The organism is Halomonas organivorans, assembly GCF_014192055.1.
GTDB lineage: Bacteria > Pseudomonadota > Gammaproteobacteria > Pseudomonadales > Halomonadaceae > Halomonas > Halomonas organivorans.
Genome location: NZ_JACHXM010000020.1, coordinates 24,767 through 43,371 on the forward strand (window position 1 = coordinate 24,767; position 18,605 = coordinate 43,371).

At 69.5% G+C, this 18,605-nt stretch carries 12 protein-coding genes and 3 tRNA genes; 11 read left to right on the forward strand and 4 right to left on the reverse strand.

Going from position 1 to position 18,605, the window contains the following annotated elements:
* The first annotated feature begins 24 nt into the window (after positions 1 to 24).
* The 5 genes from mutY to FHR96_RS16070 all read left to right on the forward strand — a co-directional run bounded on the left by mutY (position 25) and on the right by FHR96_RS16070 (position 1,834).
* A complete protein-coding gene (mutY, locus tag FHR96_RS16050; protein WP_183388740.1) occupies positions 25 to 1,116 on the forward strand; it encodes an A/G-specific adenine glycosylase in 1,092 nt (363 codons plus the stop codon).
* Positions 1,117 to 1,142: 26 nt separating this feature from the next.
* The gene (locus FHR96_RS16055; protein WP_183388741.1) at positions 1,143 to 1,415 is read left to right on the forward strand and encodes an oxidative damage protection protein; all 273 of its coding nucleotides are present in this window, start codon (positions 1,143 to 1,145) and stop codon (positions 1,413 to 1,415) included.
* A gap of 93 nt (positions 1,416 to 1,508) precedes the next feature.
* Positions 1,509 to 1,584, forward strand: a tRNA-Phe gene (locus FHR96_RS16060).
* 3 nt (positions 1,585 to 1,587) lie between these two features.
* Positions 1,588 to 1,662: transfer RNA gene (locus FHR96_RS16065), tRNA-Gln, on the forward strand.
* 96 nt (positions 1,663 to 1,758) lie between these two features.
* A tRNA-Thr gene (locus tag FHR96_RS16070) sits at positions 1,759 to 1,834 on the forward strand.
* Positions 1,835 to 2,457: 623 nt separating this feature from the next.
* Here FHR96_RS16070 and FHR96_RS16075 read toward each other — a convergent pair.
* Positions 2,458 to 3,063 carry a helix-turn-helix domain-containing protein gene (locus FHR96_RS16075; protein WP_183388742.1) on the reverse strand — a complete coding sequence of 202 codons (606 nt, stop codon included), beginning with the start codon at positions 3,061 to 3,063 and terminating at the stop codon, positions 2,458 to 2,460.
* Between the two features lie 339 nt (positions 3,064 to 3,402).
* Between FHR96_RS16075 and lhpI the strand changes: the two genes are divergently transcribed.
* The 6 genes from lhpI (at position 3,403) to FHR96_RS16105 (ending at position 13,033) form a co-directional block, all read left to right on the forward strand.
* On the forward strand, positions 3,403 to 4,359 hold the full coding sequence (lhpI, locus tag FHR96_RS16080) for a bifunctional Delta(1)-pyrroline-2-carboxylate/Delta(1)-piperideine-2-carboxylate reductase (RefSeq protein ID WP_183388743.1): 957 nt from the start codon (positions 3,403 to 3,405) through the stop codon (positions 4,357 to 4,359).
* 82 nt (positions 4,360 to 4,441) lie between these two features.
* Positions 4,442 to 5,896, forward strand: a complete 1,455-nt coding sequence (gene nhaC, locus FHR96_RS16085) for a Na+/H+ antiporter NhaC (RefSeq protein WP_183388744.1) — start codon at positions 4,442 to 4,444, stop codon at positions 5,894 to 5,896.
* The gene (locus FHR96_RS16090) at positions 5,893 to 7,176 is read left to right on the forward strand and encodes an NAD(P)/FAD-dependent oxidoreductase (RefSeq protein WP_183388745.1); all 1,284 of its coding nucleotides are present in this window, start codon (positions 5,893 to 5,895) and stop codon (positions 7,174 to 7,176) included. The genes nhaC and FHR96_RS16090 overlap by 4 nt, the downstream gene beginning before the upstream one ends.
* 151 nt (positions 7,177 to 7,327) lie before the next feature.
* Positions 7,328 to 10,993 carry a bifunctional proline dehydrogenase/L-glutamate gamma-semialdehyde dehydrogenase PutA gene (putA, locus tag FHR96_RS16095; RefSeq protein WP_183388746.1) on the forward strand — a complete coding sequence of 1,222 codons (3,666 nt, stop codon included), beginning with the start codon at positions 7,328 to 7,330 and terminating at the stop codon, positions 10,991 to 10,993.
* Between the two features lie 300 nt (positions 10,994 to 11,293).
* Positions 11,294 to 12,298 carry an ectoine hydroxylase gene (gene thpD / locus FHR96_RS16100; protein WP_183388747.1) on the forward strand — a complete coding sequence of 335 codons (1,005 nt, stop codon included), beginning with the start codon at positions 11,294 to 11,296 and terminating at the stop codon, positions 12,296 to 12,298.
* A 69-nt stretch (positions 12,299 to 12,367) separates the two neighbouring features.
* Complete coding sequence (locus FHR96_RS16105) at positions 12,368 to 13,033, forward strand: fumarylacetoacetate hydrolase family protein (protein WP_183388748.1); 666 nt, start codon at positions 12,368 to 12,370, stop codon at positions 13,031 to 13,033.
* 97 nt (positions 13,034 to 13,130) lie between these two features.
* Here FHR96_RS16105 and FHR96_RS16110 read toward each other — a convergent pair whose 3' ends face one another.
* The 3 genes from FHR96_RS16110 to FHR96_RS16120 form a co-directional block, all read right to left on the reverse strand.
* A complete protein-coding gene (locus tag FHR96_RS16110) occupies positions 13,131 to 15,473 on the reverse strand; it encodes a glucose/quinate/shikimate family membrane-bound PQQ-dependent dehydrogenase (RefSeq protein WP_183388749.1) in 2,343 nt (780 codons plus the stop codon).
* 186 nt (positions 15,474 to 15,659) lie between these two features.
* A complete protein-coding gene (gene speA, locus FHR96_RS16115; protein ID WP_183388750.1) occupies positions 15,660 to 17,582 on the reverse strand; it encodes a biosynthetic arginine decarboxylase in 1,923 nt (640 codons plus the stop codon).
* Positions 17,579 to 18,538 (reverse strand): homoserine kinase, encoded by a 960-nt coding sequence (locus FHR96_RS16120; RefSeq protein ID WP_183388751.1) that lies wholly within the window; start codon positions 18,536 to 18,538, stop codon positions 17,579 to 17,581. Before FHR96_RS16120 ends, speA begins: the two co-directional genes overlap by 4 nt.
* Positions 18,539 to 18,605 lie beyond the last annotated feature (67 nt).

An 18,605-nucleotide genomic window follows, 5' to 3' on the forward strand; every position in this document is an offset into this window, starting at 1 on the left:
CTTTTTTTCGTGCCGAGAATGCCCATGACGGAGACGATCCCCGCCATCCTGCCCCCCGAAACCTTCCAGTGTCGCCTGCTCGACTGGTTCGACGTTCACGGTCGCCATGACCTGCCCTGGCAGCACGATCGCACCCCCTACCGAGTGTGGGTGTCGGAGATCATGCTGCAGCAGACCCAGGTCGCCACCGTGATCCCCTATTTCGAGCGCTTCATGGCTCGGTTCCCGAGCGTCCATGACCTGGCGGCGGCGTCCCAGGACGAAGTGCTGCACCTATGGACCGGGCTCGGCTACTACGCCCGCGGGCGCAACCTGCACAAGGCCGCCCGGGCGGTGGTGGACGAGCACGACGGCGACTTCCCGGTGCACAGCCTCGACGCCATGGCCGCGCTGCCCGGCATCGGCCGTTCCACCGCCGGGGCGATCATCGCCCAGAGCACCGGCGAGCGAGCGGTGATCCTCGACGGCAACGTCAAGCGAGTGCTCACTCGTCTGCACGCCGTGGAGGGCTGGCCGGGGCGCCCCGCGGTGGAGCGCGAGCTGTGGGTCTTGGCCGAGCACTACACGCCCGAGCGCCGGGTGGTCGACTTCACCCAGGCGATGATGGACCTCGGTGCCACCCTGTGCCGGCGCGGCCAGCCCGACTGCGAGCGCTGCCCCTTCGGCGACGTCTGCGTGGCCCGGGCACGCGGCGAGCAGAAGCGCTTTCCGGAATCCAAACCCAAGAAGGCCATTCCCACCCGCACCACCACCATGCTGCTGCTGCAGGACGAGGCGGGGCGGGTGCTGCTCGAGCAGCGCCCCTCCAGCGGCCTGTGGGGTGGCCTGTGGAGCCTGCCGCAGTTCGAGGCATCGGGCGACCTGAAGGCCTGGCTCGACCAGCACGCCCCTGGGGCGAGCCTGGAGGCACCGTGGGAGGCCTTCACTCACGTGTTCAGCCACTTCCGCCTCGAGATCACCCCCCAGCCGGCGCGGGTGAGCCACCTCGATGCGGTGGGCGAGGCGCGGCGCTGGTTCGATCCCGCCGACCCGGACAGCATCGGCCTGGCCGCCCCGGTGAAAGGCTTGCTGGAAGCGCTGCGCCCCTTCACCCTGAGCGTCCAGAACGCCCCTTAACTTACGTCATCCAGGAGCCATCACCGATGAGCCAGACCGTCTTCTGCCGCAAGTACCAGCAAGAGCTGGAGGCCTTGCCGTTTCCGCCGCTGCCCGGCAAGAAAGGCCAGGAGATCCAGGCCAGCGTCTCCAAGCGCGCCTGGGAGGAGTGGCAGGCCCTGCAGACTCGCCTGATCAACGAGAAGCATCTCAACATGCTGGAGCCCGAGGCTCGCGAGTACCTGATGCAGCAGCTCGAGCGCTTCCTCGACAACGAGCAGACCGACCAGGCAGAAGGCTATGTGCCGCCCGGGCAATAGTCGCCACGAGACCCGCTGGCCTCTCCCAAGGTTCTGAAACGAAAAGGGTTGACGCCAGCGGGCCATTAGGGTTTAATACGCACCGTTGGCGAGGGCCAGATAGCTCAGTCGGTAGAGCAGGGGATTGAAAATCCCCGTGTCGGCGGTTCGATTCCGTCTCTGGCCACCACGTTGGGGTATAGCCAAGCGGTAAGGCACCGGTTTTTGGTATCGGCATGCGCAGGTTCGAATCCTGCTACCCCAGCCACGCCAACATAAGTTTTCGAGAAGCCGTGAACGAAGGTTCACGGTTTTTCTCGCTCAGGAGGCTGCAATGCCTCCTCGTTTGATAGCAAGCACCGTTGCCGGCATAGCTCAGTTGGTAGAGCAACTGACTTGTAATCAGTAGGTCCCGGGTTCGACTCCTGGTGCCGGCACCATTTAAAGTGCTTTGCCATCAACACGTTAGAGCGTCAATCAAACCGCCCAATGGAGGCGGTTTTTTTGTGCCTGTCTACATTCTGTCTACACCCTCACCCATCGCAAGGTTCAACAGTCTCCTTCCAGACGAAAAAAGACCCGCCGGGACGGACGGGCCTTCAAGTACTTACGCAAGCGGGGAGCCAGGTAAGTCTTCAAAGCCTACCCATTCTCCTGGCACTGCAAGGCCAGGAAATGCGGCAATGGGCGCCGGCTGTTTGCGCTCAAGTCACCAGCATATCGGCCGAGTCCATGCAATGTATCGCGGCGTTCACCATTGCGAAAGCCTCCCACCAGGAAGCACAAGCAGGCAGCTCAAGGTCGGATAGAGGTAGTGCTGTCGGGTCATCGGCCGCGAACAAAAAAAGGCCCGCCAACCGGCAGGCCAACCTCGCGTTTGTCTGGACTTCCCATTACCCCGTCACGAGTCGTCTCGTCACGTAGTTACCTTAGCCCCGGCATGTTGCAGGCATATGACGACTTGGTGGACGAGGTCCGGAGTCTGCCCTCCATCGAGGCGGCTTACTTTGTCCACACCCACTTCCCCTCCGAGATATCCACCCGCGATTCGATGGGCAGCCCGTCAGGGCGCGCCGGTAACGGCGCCCTGGCGGCGTTCCTCGCTGGGCGAGTGGCCGGTACGGCGGCGGAAGGCCCGCGAAAAGGTCGAGACGTCGGCGAAGCCCAGGTCGAGGGCGATCTCGCCGACCGGTCGTGTGGTCTGGCATAGCCAGTAGCGGGCCCACTGCAGGCGGCGCGTGAGCACGTACTGCTGTGGTGTGACGCCGAACTGGCGCTGGCAGAGCAGGTGCAGCTGGCTTTGGCCGAGGTGCATGGCCTCGGCCAGCGCCTGGTTGCCCGGCGGCAGGTCCAGGCGTTCGTCGATGAAGGCGTCCAGGGCCGCGGCGGGCAGGCGTTCGCGCCGCCGGGCGCCCGGGTCCTCCTCGCCGAGCAGCTGGCTGAACTGGCTGACGAACAGCAGCGCCAGCTGGTGGTTGATCAGCGCCGCCTGCTGTGGCGTGTGCCGGCCGCGCAGCTGGGCGGTGGCGTAGTCGACCATCGGCATCAGCGTCGGCGGCAGGGTGAGCGCCCGCGGCTCGGCGAACAGCGATTCGCGCAGCGTCAGCTCGCAGCTCTGCTCCAGGGCGGCCAGGCAGGGATCGTCGCGGTCGAGGTCGATCACCAGCACTTCGCTGTCGTCGCCGCGCCCCAGGTAGCGGTGCGTCTCGCCGACCGGCAGGATCGCCGACCGGCAGGATCGCCGCCCGGCCCAGCGCCAGGCGCTCGCTGCCGCGGCTGAACTCGTAGTCCATGGCGCCGCGCCAGCCCAGCATCAGTTGGGGGTAATCGTGGCAGTGCTCGCCGGAGCTGCGGGCGATGCGATTGCAGTGAGCCTGGGTCTGTGACATTTCGTCCCCCTCGGGACCGGCGTAGTGCGGAGCCTGGAACAACGCTTGCGTAGGCAGGGCCAAGAGCCCGAGACGGGGGCCCCATAGACTGCCCTGGGCACCGTTGAAAAGAGGCTGACATGTATCTCGACGCCGAACAAGTTACCACCAGCCTGCCCTGGGGCGCGCTGGTGGAAGCGCTGGACGATATCTTCACCCGTACCGTGCATTCGCCGGTGCGCCATCATCATCACCTGCACGTGCCGGGCGATCCGGACGCCACCCTGCTGCTGATGCCGGCCTGGATCGAGGGCCGATACCTCGGCGTCAAGCAGGTCAACGTCTTTCCCGGCAACAGCGGCCGCGGACAGCCGGGCCTCACCGGCCACTACCTGCTGAGCTGCGCGCGCACCGGACACCACCTGGCCCAGTTCGAGGCCAACGAGCTGACCGCCCGGCGCACCGCGGCGGCATCGGCCCTGGCCGCGCGCTACCTGTCCCGCGAGGACAGCCGCGAGTTGCTGATGGTAGGGGCGGGGCGCATGGGCCGCCGGCTGATTCCGGCACACCGCGCCGTGCGTTCCATCGAACGGGTACGCATCTGGGACATCCACGAGGCCGGCGCAAAGGCACTGGCCGCGGAGCTGCGCGACGAGGGCCTGGATGCCCAGGCGGTGCCGGCGGATGGCCTGGCCGAGGCCGCCGGGCGGGCCGACATCATCAGCTGCGCCACCCTGAGCCCCGAGCCGCTGATCCACGGCGAGTGGCTGACGCCGGGCACCCACCTGGACCTGGTGGGCAGCTTCACGCCCTTCATGCGCGAGGCGGACGACGAGGTGATGCGCCGCGGCGCAGTGTTCGTCGACACCCGCGAGGGCGCGCTGAGCGAGACCGGCGACCTGATCGACCCGATCGCCAGCGGCGTGATCGGCGAGGGCGACATCCTCGCCGACTTCCGCGACCTGTGCGGCGGGCGCCACCCGGGCCGTACGGCGCTGGCCGATGCCGAGCGTGCGATCACCGTCTTCAAGTCGGTGGGCGCCTCGGTGGAGGACCTGGCCGCCGCCATCCTGGCCTATGAGCGCTGCCGCGACTGACCCGTCTCTTCGCCTCCTGCGACACGATGACAACGACAAAGACAACGAAGGGCGGGCCCGTCCCGCCCGGGGAGCCTTCAAGATGCAAGACTATTCGACCCCGGCCATCCCGGTGCCGCGCTTGCCGCTGGCGCTGATCCCGGTGGTGCTGACCATCGCCCTGCTGGGCGTGCAGATCTTCTACTACGACGACTTCACTCCGCACATTCCGCTGGCCATCGGCTTCGGCATCACCGCCCTGGTCGGCTGGCTGCAAGGCTATCGCTGGAAGGACATCGAGTCCGGTGCCTTCCAGGTGCTGCACGTGGCGATGCCTTCCATCGCCACCCTGATCATCGTCGGCATGCTGGTGGGCACCTGGATCGCCAGCGGCACCGTGCCGATGCTGATCTACCTGGGCCTGGAGATGATCGATCCGAGCTGGTTCCTGGCCGCGGCCATGCTGATGTGCTCGATGGTATCGCTGTCGATCGGCTCCTCCTGGACCACCGTCGGCACCGTGGGCCTTGCGCTGATGGGCATCGGCGACGCCTTCGGCGTGCCGCTCTACTGGACCGCCGGCGCGGTGGTCTCAGGCGCCTTCTTCGGCGACAAGATCTCGCCGCTCTCCGACACCACCAACCTGTCGCCGGCGGTCACCGAGACCAACATCTTCGACCATATCCGCAACATGATGCCCACCACCGTGCCAGCGATGCTGATCGCGCTGGCGGTGTATGCCGTGGTCGGCGGGGCCGACGGCGGCGGCGGGTCCGACACCCTGACGCGCATCGACGCCATCAAGCAGGGCCTGGCCGACAACTTCGTGATGGGCCCCTGGCAGCTGCTGCCGCTGGTGGTGGTCATCGGCCTGGCGTTCTTCAAGGTGGCGCCGATTCCGGCGCTGTTCACCGGGGTGATGCTGGGGGGCGGCGTGGCCATCCTCACCCAGGGCGCGAGCGTGCACGATGCCCTGACCTTCGCCCACAGCGGCTTCAGCGTCGCCACCGGCAGCGAGACCCTGGACAGCCTGCTCAACCGCGGCGGCGTGACCTCGATGACCTGGGTGGTGACGCTGATGATGTTCGCCCTGGCCTACGGCGGCGCGCTCGAGCGCACCCGCTGCCTGGAGGCCATCGTCGGCGCCATCATGAAGCGCCTCAAGGGCTTTCGCGGGCTGCAGACCAGCGCCATCCTGACCTCCATCGCCACCAACGTGGTGTCCGGCGACGTCTATCTGTCGATCGCCCTGCCGGGGCGCATGTACAAGCCGGCCTACGATGAGCTGGGCTATTCGCGCCTCAACCTGTCCCGGGCCATCGAGGAGGGCGGCACCCTGGTCTCGCCGCTGGTGCCCTGGAACGCGGGCGGCGCCTTCGTGATCGGTGCCCTGGGGCTGACCGTGAGCGCCGGCGACTTCAGCGCCCTGCTGTACATCCCGCTGGCTTTCGCCTGCTGGCTGTCGCCGCTGTTCGGCATTCTCTACGCTCAGCTCGGCTGGTTCTCCCGGCGCGCCGAGCCCGGGCAGGCCACGGCCGCGGCGGGGGAGCGGGCATGAGCCGCATCGCGGTGATCGGCGCCGGGGTGGTCGGCATGACCGTCGCCCTGGCCCTGCAGCGCCGTGGGCATGCGGTCAGCGTGTTCGATTCCAAGGGGCCGGGGGAGGGCGCCTCCTACGGCAACGCCGGCTTCCTGGCCACCGAGCTGATCGATCCGCTGGCCAGCCCGGCGAGCCTGCGCCAGGCGCCGCGGCTGTGGCTCGATCCCCACAGCGCCCTGGCGCTGCCGGCCCGCTACCTGCCGCGGCTGGCTCCCTGGCTGGCACGCTTCCTGGCCGCCGCTCGGCCGGGTCAGGTGGAACGCGGGCGCCGGGCCCTGGCGTCCCTGAACGGCGCCGCGGTGGACGCCTGGCGGCGCTGCCTGGCCGACATCGGCGCCGAGCACGAGCTGGTGGCCTCGGGCTACCTGCAGGTGTGGGCCTCCCCGCGTGGGCGCGCCGACGCCCGGGCTCGGATGGACGCTCTTCGCCGCTGGGGGCATGAGGTGGAATGGCTCGAGGCGGCCGAGCTTCGCGCCCTCGAGCCGGGGCTCTCTGGCAAGCTCAGCCACGGCCTTCATTTTCCCGGTGCTCATCAGGTGCGCGATCCATATGCCCTGGTGCGCCGGCTGGCCGAGGCCTTCGAGGCCCGCGGCGGCGAGCTGCATCGGACCGGGGTGAATCGACTGGCGCCCCAGGGCGATGGCGTGCGGCTGCACACCGACGACGGCGTGCGGGACGCCGAGCGCGCGGTGGTCGCCGCCGGTGCCTGGAGCCATCGCCTGGCGGCCGGGCTCGGCCTGACGATCCCGCTGGAGACCGAGCGCGGGTACCACCTGACGCTGCCCGGGCACGGCCAGGCGCTGCGTCGGCCGGTGGGCTCGGCGGAGCGCCGCTGCGTGCTGACCCCCATGAGCTGCGGGCTGCGCATCGTCGGCTTCACCGAGCTCGGGGGCCTGGCGCTACCGCCCCGGGCGCGCCGCTATGCTTCGCTTCGCCGGCATGCCGAGGCGCTGCTGCACGATCCCGCCGGGCTCGGCGAGGGCGCCGAGGAGTGGATGGGCTTTCGCCCGACGCTGCCGGATTCGCTGCCGGTGATCGACGTCCACCCGGACCATCCTTCGGTGGCCTTCGCCTTCGGCCACCAGCACCTTGGGCTGACCCAGGCGGCGATCACCGCCGAGCTGCTGGCCGCCCGCCTGGCCGGCGAGCCCCCGGTCCTCGACCTCGCGCCCTTCCGGGTGACGCGCTTCGCGGGGCGCAGGAGCGCGCCGCGCGAAGCCTGCCGCGGGAGAGCCTGAAGGCGCCGCCGCGGCCGCACGCCATCGTTGGTGACCTCGCCGGGCACAACCCGCGCTCGGGCGCCTACGCTAGATGAGTGACTTTCGACAACGACGACGCCATCCGAGCCTTAACATCGGCGATGCGCTGCGCGTCGCTAGGAGATCGACCATGAACGAAGCCAATCTTCATTCGCACGATGCCGTGAGCGAGACGCGCTCGCGCATCCGCGCCCACTACAACGTCGACGAGGCGGAGGTGCTGCGCGGGCTGGTCGAGCGCATCGAGCTCACGCAGGAACAGCGTCGCCAGGTGGCCGAGGCCGGGGCCAACTACGTGACGCGGGTGCGCAAGGAGACCTCGCCCAGCATGATGGAGGCGTTCCTGGCCGAATACGGCCTCTCCACCGCCGAGGGCGTCGGCCTGATGTGCCTGGCCGAGGCGCTGCTGCGGGTGCCCGACGCCGAGACCATCGACGATCTCATTCACGACAAGATCGAGCCTTCCGACTGGGGCGCCCACCTGGGCAAGTCGTCGTCGTCGATGGTCAACGCCTCGACCTGGGCGCTGATGCTGACCGGCAACGTGCTGGAAAAGGATCCCAAGGGCCCGGTGCGCGCGCTGCGCGGGCTGGTGCGTCGGATGGGCGAGCCGGTGGTACGCACCGCGGTGGGCCGGTCGATGAAGATCCTCGGCCGCCAGTTCGTGCTCGGCCAGACCATCGAGGAGGGCATGAAGAACGCCCGCGAGCTCGAGAAGCAGGGCTACACCTACTCCTACGACATGCTGGGCGAGGCGGCGCGCACCGACGACGACGCGCTGCGCTACCACCAGGCCTATGCCCAGGCGATCGCCGCCATCGCCAAACAGGCCAAGGGCGACGTGCGCGGCAGCCCCGGCATCTCGGTGAAGCTCTCGGCGCTGCACCCGCGCTACGAGTACACCCACCGCGAGACGGTGATGCGCGACCTGGTGCCACGGGCCCGGGAACTGGTCCGCCAGGCCGCCAAGGCCAACATCGGCTTCAACATCGACGCCGAGGAGCAGGACCGGCTGGACCTGTCGCTGGACGTCATCGAGGCGCTGCTGGCGGACCCCGAGCTGGCCGGCTGGGACGGCTTCGGCATCGTTGTGCAGGCCTACGGGCGGCGCGCCGCGCCGGTGATCGAGGCGCTCTACGAGATGGCCGAGCGCCACGACCGCAAGATCATGGTGCGGCTGGTGAAGGGCGCCTACTGGGACACCGAGATCAAGCTGGCCCAGGAGATGGGCGTCGAGACCTTCCCGGTGTTCACCCGCAAGGTCAACACCGACGTCAGCTACATGGCCTGCGCGCGCATGCTGCTCGAGCGGCGCGACCGCATCTACCCGCAGTTCGCCACCCATAACGCCCACACCTGCGCGGCGGTGGCCGCGATGGCCGGCGACGACAAGGACAGCTATGAGTTCCAGCGCCTGCATGGCATGGGCGAATCGCTGCATCATATCGTCAAGCAGTCGGAGGGCACCCACTGCCGCATCTACGCTCCGGTCGGCGCCCACCGCGACCTGCTGGCCTACCTGGTGCGCCGCCTGCTGGAGAACGGTGCCAACTCTTCCTTCGTCAACCAGGTGGTGGACACCTCGATTCCCGCCAGCGAGGTAGCGAAGGACCCGGTGGCCGGATTCGAGCGCCTGGGCGACGCCATCGCCAATCCGTCGATTCGCCGTCCCGGCGAGCTGTTCGCCCCCGAGCGCAAGAACTCCCGCGGCTACCGGATAAACGAGCCGGCCTCGATCCTGCCGCTGCTGTCGGCGCGCGAGGCGTTCGCCGACGCCACCTGGACCGCGGCGCCGATGCTGGTCGGCGGTCCCGCGCCCCAGGGCACGGCGCGGGATGCGCTGTCGCCGGCCGACGCTTCGCGGGTGGTCGGCCAGGTGTTCGAGGCGACCGCCGAGGAAGTGGCGGCGGCGCTGGACGCCGCCGAGGACGGCTACCGCGACTGGTCCGCCCGGCCGGCGGCCGAGCGTGCCGAGGTACTGCGTCGCACCGCCGACCTTTATGAGGAACACATGGCCGAGCTGACGGTGATCGCCACCCGCGAGGCCGGCAAGATGATCCTCGACGGCATCGCCGAGGTGCGCGAGGCGGTGGACTTCCTGCGCTACTACGCCTGCGAGTGCGAGCGGCTGGAGGCCGAGGAGCCGGGCGAGGCGCGCGGCGTCTTCGTGTGCATCAGCCCCTGGAACTTCCCGCTGGCCATCTTCACCGGCCAGATCGCCGCGGCGCTGTCGGCGGGCAACGCGGTGCTCGCCAAGCCCGCCGAGCAGACGCCGCTGATTGCCGCCCGCGCCGTCGAGCTGATGCGCGAGGCCGGGCTGCCGGAGGCGGCGCTGCAGCTGCTGCCCGGCGACGGCCCCACCGTGGGCGGGCCGCTGACCAGCGACCCGCGCATCGCCGGGGTCTGCTTCACCGGCTCGACCGAGGTGGCGCAGCTCATCCACCGGGCCCTGGCCAAGAATGCCGGCCCGGAGGCGACGCTGATCGCCGAGACCGGCGGGCTCAACGCCATGATCGTGGACTCGAGCGCGCTGACCGAGCAGGCGGTGCGCGACATCCTGATCTCGTCCTTCCAGTCGGCCGGCCAGCGCTGCTCGGCGCTGCGCATGCTGTACGTGCAGGAGGAGGCGCGCGAGCGGCTGCTGACGATGCTCGACGGTGCCATGGATGCGCTGTCCATCGGCGACCCCTGGAACACCGACACCGACGTCTCGCCGGTGATCGACGCCGAGGCCCAGGCCGACATCGCCGGCTACGTGGCGGCGCAGGAAAAAGCCGGCAAGGTGCTCAAGACGCTGCCCGCCCCGGACGGCGGCACCTTCGTCACCCCGGCGGTGGTCGAGGTCGGCGGCATCGAGGACCTGGAGCGCGAGATCTTCGGCCCGGTGCTGCACGTGGCCACCTTCAAGGCGCGCGATATCGACAAGGTGGTCGATGCGATCAACGCCAAGGGCTACGGGCTGACCTTCGGCCTGCACACCCGCATCGACGACCGCGTGCAGCAGATCGTCGAGCGGGTCCATGTCGGCAACATCTACGTCAACCGCAACCAGATCGGCGCCATCGTCGGCTCGCAGCCCTTCGGCGGCGAGGGGCTGTCGGGCACCGGCCCCAAGGCCGGCGGCCCGCTCTACGTGCCGCGCTTCCGGCGCACCGCCGCCGTCGAGCAGCTTGACGCGCCCCAGGGCGAGGCCGTGTCCCTCGACGCGCTCCAGGCGGCGCTCGACGGCCTCGACGCGCGCAACTGGGCGGCGCGGCCCGACCGGGTCGAGGTGCTGCGACGCGCGCTCTCCGGGCGCCGCGGCGTGATCCGCAAGGCACTCGCCGAGACCGCGTCCCTGGATATGACCCCGCAGACGCTGCCGGGGCCGACGGGGGAGAGCAACCGGCTGGCGCAGTACCCCAAGGGGCCAGTGCTGTGCCTGGGGCCGACCCTCGAGATCGCCATCGCCCAGGCGGCGCAGGCGCTGGGCGCAGGCTGTCCGGCGCTGATCGTCGCCCCCGGCGCGGACGGCGACGTGCGCTCGCTGAGCGCGGCGGGGGCGCCGGTCGCCGCCCTGGACGGCACCGTGGCCGCCGAGACGCTTACCGCCCTGAAGGGCATCGTGGCCGTGGCCGCCGCCGGGGGCGGCGACTGGACGCGGGGGCTGCGCCTCGCGCTCGCCGAGCGCGACGGCCCCATCGTCCAGTTGGAGACCCAGGTCATCGCCCCGACGCGCTACGTGGTGGAGCGCCACCTGTGCATCGACACCACCGCCGCGGGCGGTAACGCCAGCCTGCTGGCGAGCGCCGAGTAGGCGCCTCGCCTGCTCTCCGACGATCGCCCCGGGACGCGGCAAGATCCCGGGGCGTCGCCACCCCATCCCGCCTGACGCACCCCCGCCGCGCCCCCTCACGTAACGGCAGCAGCACGGCCCCACGGCCGGGCTCCCTGCTTGCCGGGCACTCGAGCGTCGCGCCGGACATCCGGCCCTTGAAAGACCGCAGGGGCATCGCCACATTCCCGACGCGGGCCCCCTGTGGCCCCGCCGTGCGGCCGATCGCCGTCGGTAACGAGTTCGAATCTGAAACCCTTCCGACTGCAAAGGAGGTAGTGGATGTCAGTGCAGACATCGTCCGACCGACCGATGGAACAGACGACCCGGTTCGACATCGTCGATTCCCCGGATCCCCAGAGCCGAGTGCGTAGCGCTCCGCGACCCGGCGAGGATCCCTATCCCACACGTCTCGCCGAGCCCCTCGACCTGCCCTGGCTCAATCGTCAGGAGCCGGTGGTCAAGGGACGCGACCGGGAGGGGCCGCTGTCCCCGGCGCAGCTCGATGCGTTCGAGCGCCAGGGCTTTCTCTTCGAGCCTGACTTCCTGCAGGGCGACGAGCTCGACGAGCTGCGTCGGGAGCTCAAGCGGCTGCTGGAGCACGACGCCTATCGCGAGCGCGACTTCAGCATCACCGAGCCCCGGGGCCACGAGATTCGCTCGCTGTTCGCCGTGCACTTGCTGTCGCGCATCTTCTGCCGCCTGGCCGAAGACGAGCGCCTGACCGGGCGCGCCCGGCAGATCCTCGGCGGCGAGCCCTACATCCATCAGTCGCGCATCAACTACAAGCCCGGCTTCGAGGGCAAGGGCTTCAACTGGCACTCGGACTTCGAGACCTGGCACGCCGAGGACGGCATGCCGGCCATGCATGCGGTGAGCGCCTCCATCGTGCTGACCGACAATCACACCTTCAACGGCCCGCTGATGCTGGTGCCGGGCTCCCATCGGGTGTTCGTGCCCTGCTTCGGCGAGACTCCCGAGGATCACCACAAGCAGTCGCTCAAGACCCAGCAGTTCGGCGTGCCGAGCCGCGAGGCGCTGCGTCGGCTGATCGACCGCCACGGCATCGAGGCGCCCACCGGGGCCGGCGGCGGCCTGCTGCTGTTCGACTGCAACACCCTGCACGGCTCCAACGCCAACATGTCGCCGGATCCGCGCAGCAACGTCTTCTTCGTCTATAACCGTCGCGACAACCGCTGCGTCGAGCCCTTCGCCGCCGCCAAGCGTCGCCCGCGGTTCCTGGCCCATGAGCCCGACGAGCAGGGGATACCGGGGGCTGACGCCTGACGCGCTGCCGCCCCGGGCGTAGACTGGACGGCGAAGTCCTTTTTCCCGTCAGTCAGGAGTCGCGTCGACATGCGTTTCGTTCCCCATTTCACCGATGGCCGGGCGTTCCCGCAGCCGCTGGGCAAGATCGTCTGCGTCGGCCGCAACTACGCCGACCATGCCCGGGAGCTCGACAACCCGGTGCCCAGCGAGCCGCTGCTGTTCATCAAGCCGGCCACCAGCGCCGTGAGCCTCGAGGCGCCGATCGCCGCGCCCTTCGCCCGCGGCGAGGTGCATTTCGAGACCGAACTGGCGCTGCTGGTGGGCGAGACGCTGACCGATGCCGGCGCCGCCGAGGCCGAGCGCGGCATCGTCGGTATCGGCCTGGCGCTGGATCTGACCCTGCGCGACGTCCAGGGCCGGCTCAAGCAGCAGGGCCATCCCTGGGAAGTGGCCAAGGGTTTCGACGGCGCCTGCCCGCTGTCGACTTTCCTGCCGCTCAGCGAGGTGCCCAACTGGAGTGCCCTGGCCTTCACCCTGGCGATAGACGGAGAGGAGCGCCAGCACGGCCACGGCGCCGACATGCTGTTCCCGGTGCCCGACCTGGTCGCCGAGATGAGCCGCCACTTTACCCTGGAGCCAGGCGATGTGGTGCTGACCGGCACTCCGGCCGGGGTGGGCGAACTGCCGCGCGGTGCCGAACTCGCGCTGGCGCTGACCGGAGGGCTGGAGATCGTCACTCGAGTGATCGACTGACGCTGCTTGCCTTGCCCGGATACGCAAAGGCCCCCGCCGGCAGCGCCGGCGGGGGCCTTGTCGCGTGAGGACGCCTCCGAAGAAGCGCCCCTGGCCGCTACTGCTCGGGCAGCTTGTAGGCCATCACGTAGTCGCCGATGGTGGTGCCGATCGAGCCGTGCCCGCCGGCGACCAGGACCACCATCTGTTCGCCCTGGCTGTTGAGGTAGGTCATCGGCGTGGCCTGACCGCCGGCCGGCAGGCGCGTTTCCCACAGCTGCTCGCCGGTGCTGACGTCGTAGCCGCGCAGGTAGTCGTCCACGCTGGCGGCCAGGAACGCCACGCCACCCTCGGTGATCACCGGGCCGCCGATGCCGGGCACGCCCATCTTGATCGGCAGCGGCAGGGAGGTCATGTCCTCGACGGTGCCGTTCTTGTGCTGCCAGGCGACCTCGCCGGTGCGCAGGTCGGTGCCGGCCACGTAGCCCCAGGGAGGCTGCTGGCAGGGTACGCCGAACGGCGACAGGAAGGGCTTCATTTCCACCGCATAGGGCGCGCCGGCGTTCTCGTTGAGGCCCTGCTCGCCCTGGTTGGTTTCGCCCAGGTCGGCGCCTTCCTTGGGCACCAGCGTGGACGTGAAGGCCAGGTACAGCGGCATGCCGAACATCACCTGGCGCCTCGGATCCACGGCGATGCTGCCCCAGTTGAAGACCCCGAAGTTACCCGGGAAGACGATGGTGCCCTGCTCGGAGGGCGGAGTGTACTGGCCCTCGTAGCGCAGCGACTTGAACTGGATCCGGCACATCAGCTGGTCGAACGGGGTGGCACCCCACATGTCCGCCTCGCGCAGGGTCGGAGGCCGGAAGCTCAGGCTCGAGATCGGCTGGGTCTCGGCGGCGTGGTCGCCCTCGATGGTGCCCTGGGGCGCCGGCTGCTCGGAGATCGGCATGATCGGCTCGCCGGTCTCGCGATTCAGCACGTAGACGTCGCCCTGCTTGGTGGGCACCACCAGCGCCGGCTGAGTGCCCTCGTCGGTCTCGAGGTCGAGCAGACTGGGCTGGGCCGGGGTGTCCATGTCCCACAGGTCGTGGTGCACGAACTGCTGGACCCACGCCACCTGGCCGGTCGCAAGGCTCAGCGCTACCACGGAGGTCGCGTATTTCTCCTCCGCCGGGGTGCGGTACATGCCCAACTGGTCGGGCGTGCGGTTGCCCATCGGGAAGTAGATCAGCCCCAGCTCCTCGTCGGCGCTGGCGATCGACCAGCTGTTGGGCGAGCTGGTGGTGTAGGTCTCGCCCTCGCCGAGCGGCGCGGTGTCGTCCGGATTGCCCGAATCCCAGTTCCACACCAGCTCGCCGGATTTGGCGTCGTAGGCGCGGATCACGCCGGAGGGCGATTCGACAGCATAGTTGTCGTTGACGGAGCCCGCGACCACGACCTTGCCGTCGGCGACCACGGGGGGCGAGGTGGAGTAGTAGAAACCGGCCTGCTTGAACGGCATGTTGTGCATCAGGTCCAGCTCGCCGTTGTCGGCGAAGTTGGCGCAGCGCGCGCCGGTCGCCGGATCCAGCGCCAGCAGGCGTGCGTCGGAGGTCGGCAGGAACAGCTGGGCGTCGCACTGCACGGCGGCCAGGTTCTCGGCCGGGCCATCGGCCGCCTGCACGTCGATGGCATCCGCCTCGCCGGAGGCCGGCGGCAGGTAGGAGACGCCGCGGCAGGTCTGGTGCTGGCGCGAGCTCTCGGCCGGCACCTTGGCATCGAAGACCCACTGTTCCTCGCCGCTGTCGGCGTCCAGTGCGATCAGCCAGTTGTGCGGGGTGCACACGAACAGCGAGTTGCCCACCTTCAGCGGCGTGGCCTCGTAGGTCGTCTCGCCGACGTCCTCGGGGCCCTTCACGTCACCGGTCTGATACTGCCAGGCCAGCTCCAGGTCGCCGACGTTCTCGGGGGTGATCTGCTCGAGCGGCGAGAAGCGCTGGCCCAGGTTGCTGCGCCCGTAGGCGTGCCAGCTCTCCTGGGGCGTGTCGCCGAGATCGGCGTTCTCGGCCACCACGTCGCGGTTCAGCTCGCCGTCGATACGGTGGGCGTCGACGCTCAGGCTGGCCAGCAGGCCCACGCCGATGATCGCCCATACCGGCAGCAGCACCGCGGTGCCGGTGCGGCGACCGCGCTTGGCCGGCCACAGCAGCGGGATGGCGAGTACCAGGAACAGGCCCAGTCGAGTGGCCAGGGGCCACCAGTCATAGCCCGACTCCCACAGGGACCAGGCGGCGGTCGCCGCCAGGAACAGGGCATACAGCGACTGGGCGGCCGGACGACGCGAGCGGGTCAGTGCCCCGACCGCGATCAGCACGATGCCGGACAGGGCGTAGTACCAGCTGCCGTCGAGGGTGATAAGCCATAGGCCACCCCCCAGCAGGGCGAGCCCTACCAGCCAGAAAATAAGGGAGAGAATGATCATGATCCCAGCTCCTTGCCATGAATCGCGGGTTTGTTACATGATAAATCATTAGGAGGCGAATTAAAATGCCGGCAACCGGCATTCTTGTGGCCTCCCTCTCCCGGGAGGCCACAGCTATTCACTATGGCCTAATGCAGGAAAACCGTCAGGGACGGATGAGCCATCGGCGCGAGGGCGCCGATGGGGTCACTCCAGGTAGGTGTAGCCCTCGAGGCCCTCGGAGAGGTCGTCGAGGAAGCGCGCCTGTTCGTCGGCCTCGAGGCCGCTGGCGGCGAGCTGGTCGGCGAGCCGGCGACGCAGCACCTCGGCGTCGAAGTCCACGTAGCCCAGCACGTCGGCCACCCGGTCGCCGCGGCGCACGTGGTCGAAGCGCCATTCGCCGTCCGCGCCCAGTGCCGCGTCCACCGAGTCGGTGTCGCCGAACAGGTTGTGCAGGTCGCCGAGGATCTCCTGGTAGGCACCGACCAGGAAGAAGCCCAGCAGGCGCTCCTCGTCGTCGCCCCACTCGGGCAGCGGCAGGGTGGCCTCGACGCCTTCGCCGTCCACGTAGCCGTCGATGCGCCCGTCGCTGTCGCAGGTGATGTCCTGGATCACCGCGCGCCGCGAGGGCGGCCGATCGAGACCCGACAGCGGCAGCACCGGGAAGATCTGGTCGATGCCCCACACGTCGGGCACCGACTGGAACAGCGAGAAGTTGACGAACAGCTTGTCGGCCAGCTTCTCGGCGAGCTCGTCGTGGATCTCGCGATGGGCGCGGTTGCGCGGGTCGAGGCGCTCGCGCAGCCGGGTGCAGGCGGCGGTGTAGACGCCCTCGCCCTCGGCGCGGGCCTCGAGCCCGGCCAGGCCCATCACGAAACGATCCTGGAGCTCGCCGATGGCCTGGCCCAGGTCGTGCCAGGCCTCCACCAGGCCGCGCGGGGCCTGGGTGGCCTGCAGGGCGTCGTGGACCCGCCACAGCTCGGCGACCTGTGGGTCGCCCGCGACCCGGGCCGGCGGCGCCTGGGTGTCGGGGCGCTCCTCGCCGATCACGTTGGTGACCAGCACCGCGTGGTGGGCGGTCAGCGCCCGGCCCGACTCACTGATCAGGTGCGGGTGGGGCAGGTCCTCGGCGTTGCACACCTGGGCGAAGGCCGCCACCACGTTGCGGGCGTACTCGCGCATCGAATAGTTGATCGAGCAGAAGCTGCGCGAGCGGGTGCCCTCGTAATCGATGCCGAGCCCGCCGCCCACGTCCACGGTATCCACCGGGGCGCCCAACGCCACCAGGCTCTGGTAGAACCGAGCGCACTCGCGCAGCCCGCGCTGGATGTCGCGGATGTTGGCGATCTGCGAGCCCAGGTGGAAGTGCACCAGCTGCAGGCTGGCCAGGGCGTCGGCCTCGCGCAGGCGCTCGACCACGGCCTGGATCTGCCCGGCGGTGAGGCCGAACTTGGACTTTTCGCCGCCGGTGTTCTGCCACTTGCCCTTGCCCACCGAGGCCAGCCGGGCGCGCAGGCCGATGCGCGGCGCGACGCCGAGGCGGTCGGCCTCCTCGAGGATCAGCGGCAGCTCGGAGAGCTTCTCCACCACCAGGTAGACGCGGTGGCCGAGCTTCTCGCCCATCAGCGCCAGGCGAACGTACTCGCGGTCCTTGTAGCCGTTGCAGACGATCAGCGAGGGGCCGTCGCCGGACAGCGCCAGCACGGCGAGCAGCTCCGGCTTGCTGCCGGCTTCCAGGCCGACCCGATCGCGGCCGCGCTCCTGGGTGGCCAGGATCTCCTCGACCACCCGGCGCTGCTGGTTGACCTTGATCGGGTAGACCGCGGTATAGCCGCCGTCGAAGCCTTCCTCGCCCATGGCGCCGTCGAAGGCGGCGCACAGCTGCTCTACCCGGTCGTGGAGGATATCGGTGAAGCGGATCAGTACCGGCAGCCGCAGCCCGGCTTCGCGCAGTTGCGCGATGAGGGGCGCCAGTGGCAGGGCGGGGCCGTCATCCTCGCCGCCGCGCGGGCGTACCAGGGCCTGGCCGTCGTCGGCCACATCGAAGTAGCCGCTGCCCCACTGGTCGATGTTCCAGGTATGCCGGGCACGATGGGCGGGCCCGGCGGCGCTGCCCATCGCCAGGCTCATTGGCCGGCCTCGGGCAGCGGCAGGGCGCCGTCGGCGATGCGCCGCTCGAGCACGCTGCGGAAGGCGTTGGGGTCATGCGGCGTGAGGTCGTGGGCCGGCGGATCGACGTAGACCACCAGCAGCCGCGACAGCCAGTAGCGCAGCGCGGTCAGGCGCAGCATCATCGGCCAGGCCTCGCGCTCGGCGCGCTCCAGCGGGCGCCGCGCCTGGTAGGCGGTAAGGATCGCCTCGTAGCGTGCCGGGTCGAGCCGGCCGTCGGCCTCGCTGGCCCAGTCGTTGATCACGATGGCCAGGTCGAACAGCAGATCCCCGGTGCAGCCGTTGTAGAAGTCGATCAGCCCGCCGAGCCGGTCGCCGTCGAACAGGGTGTTGTCGCGGAACAGGTCGCCGTGGATCGCGCCCTGGGGCAGCGCCGGGGCCTCATCGAAGAAGCCCTGGTAGATCTCCACTTCGTCCTTCATCAGCGTCTGGTCCTCGGGCGACAGGTAGACGAGGACCTTGTGGTGCATAGGCAGCAGCCAGTGCAGGTCACGCGGGTTGGGGCGGTGGCCCGGGAAATGGCGCGAGACCTTGTGCATGCGCCCGAGGGCGTCGCCCAATGCCCGGCACTGGGCCAGGTTGGGGGCCTTGGGGTGCTTGCCCGGCAGCCGCGGGAACAGCAGCGCCGGCTTGCCGGCCAGGCTGTGCAGGGCGATGCCGTCACGGTCGTGCAGCGGGCCGGGCACCGGCAGGCGGTGCTCGTCCAGGTAGTCCAGCAGCTCGACGAAGAACGGCAGCTCCTCGTGCTCGCCCTGCTCGAACAGGGTCAACACCAGCTCGCGACGGTCGGTGGTGACGAAGAAGGTGCTGTTCTCGGTGCCGGCGGGCACGCCCTTGCAGGCGATCAGGGAGCCGGCATCGAAGCGGCTCAGAAACGCTTCGACCTGGGAGTCGGTCAGCGGTGTGAATACAGCCATGTGTCTCTCGCCCGGGTATGCGAAGCCGCCTATTGTAGCGGCTTGGCGGCGCGATGCACGAGCCAGG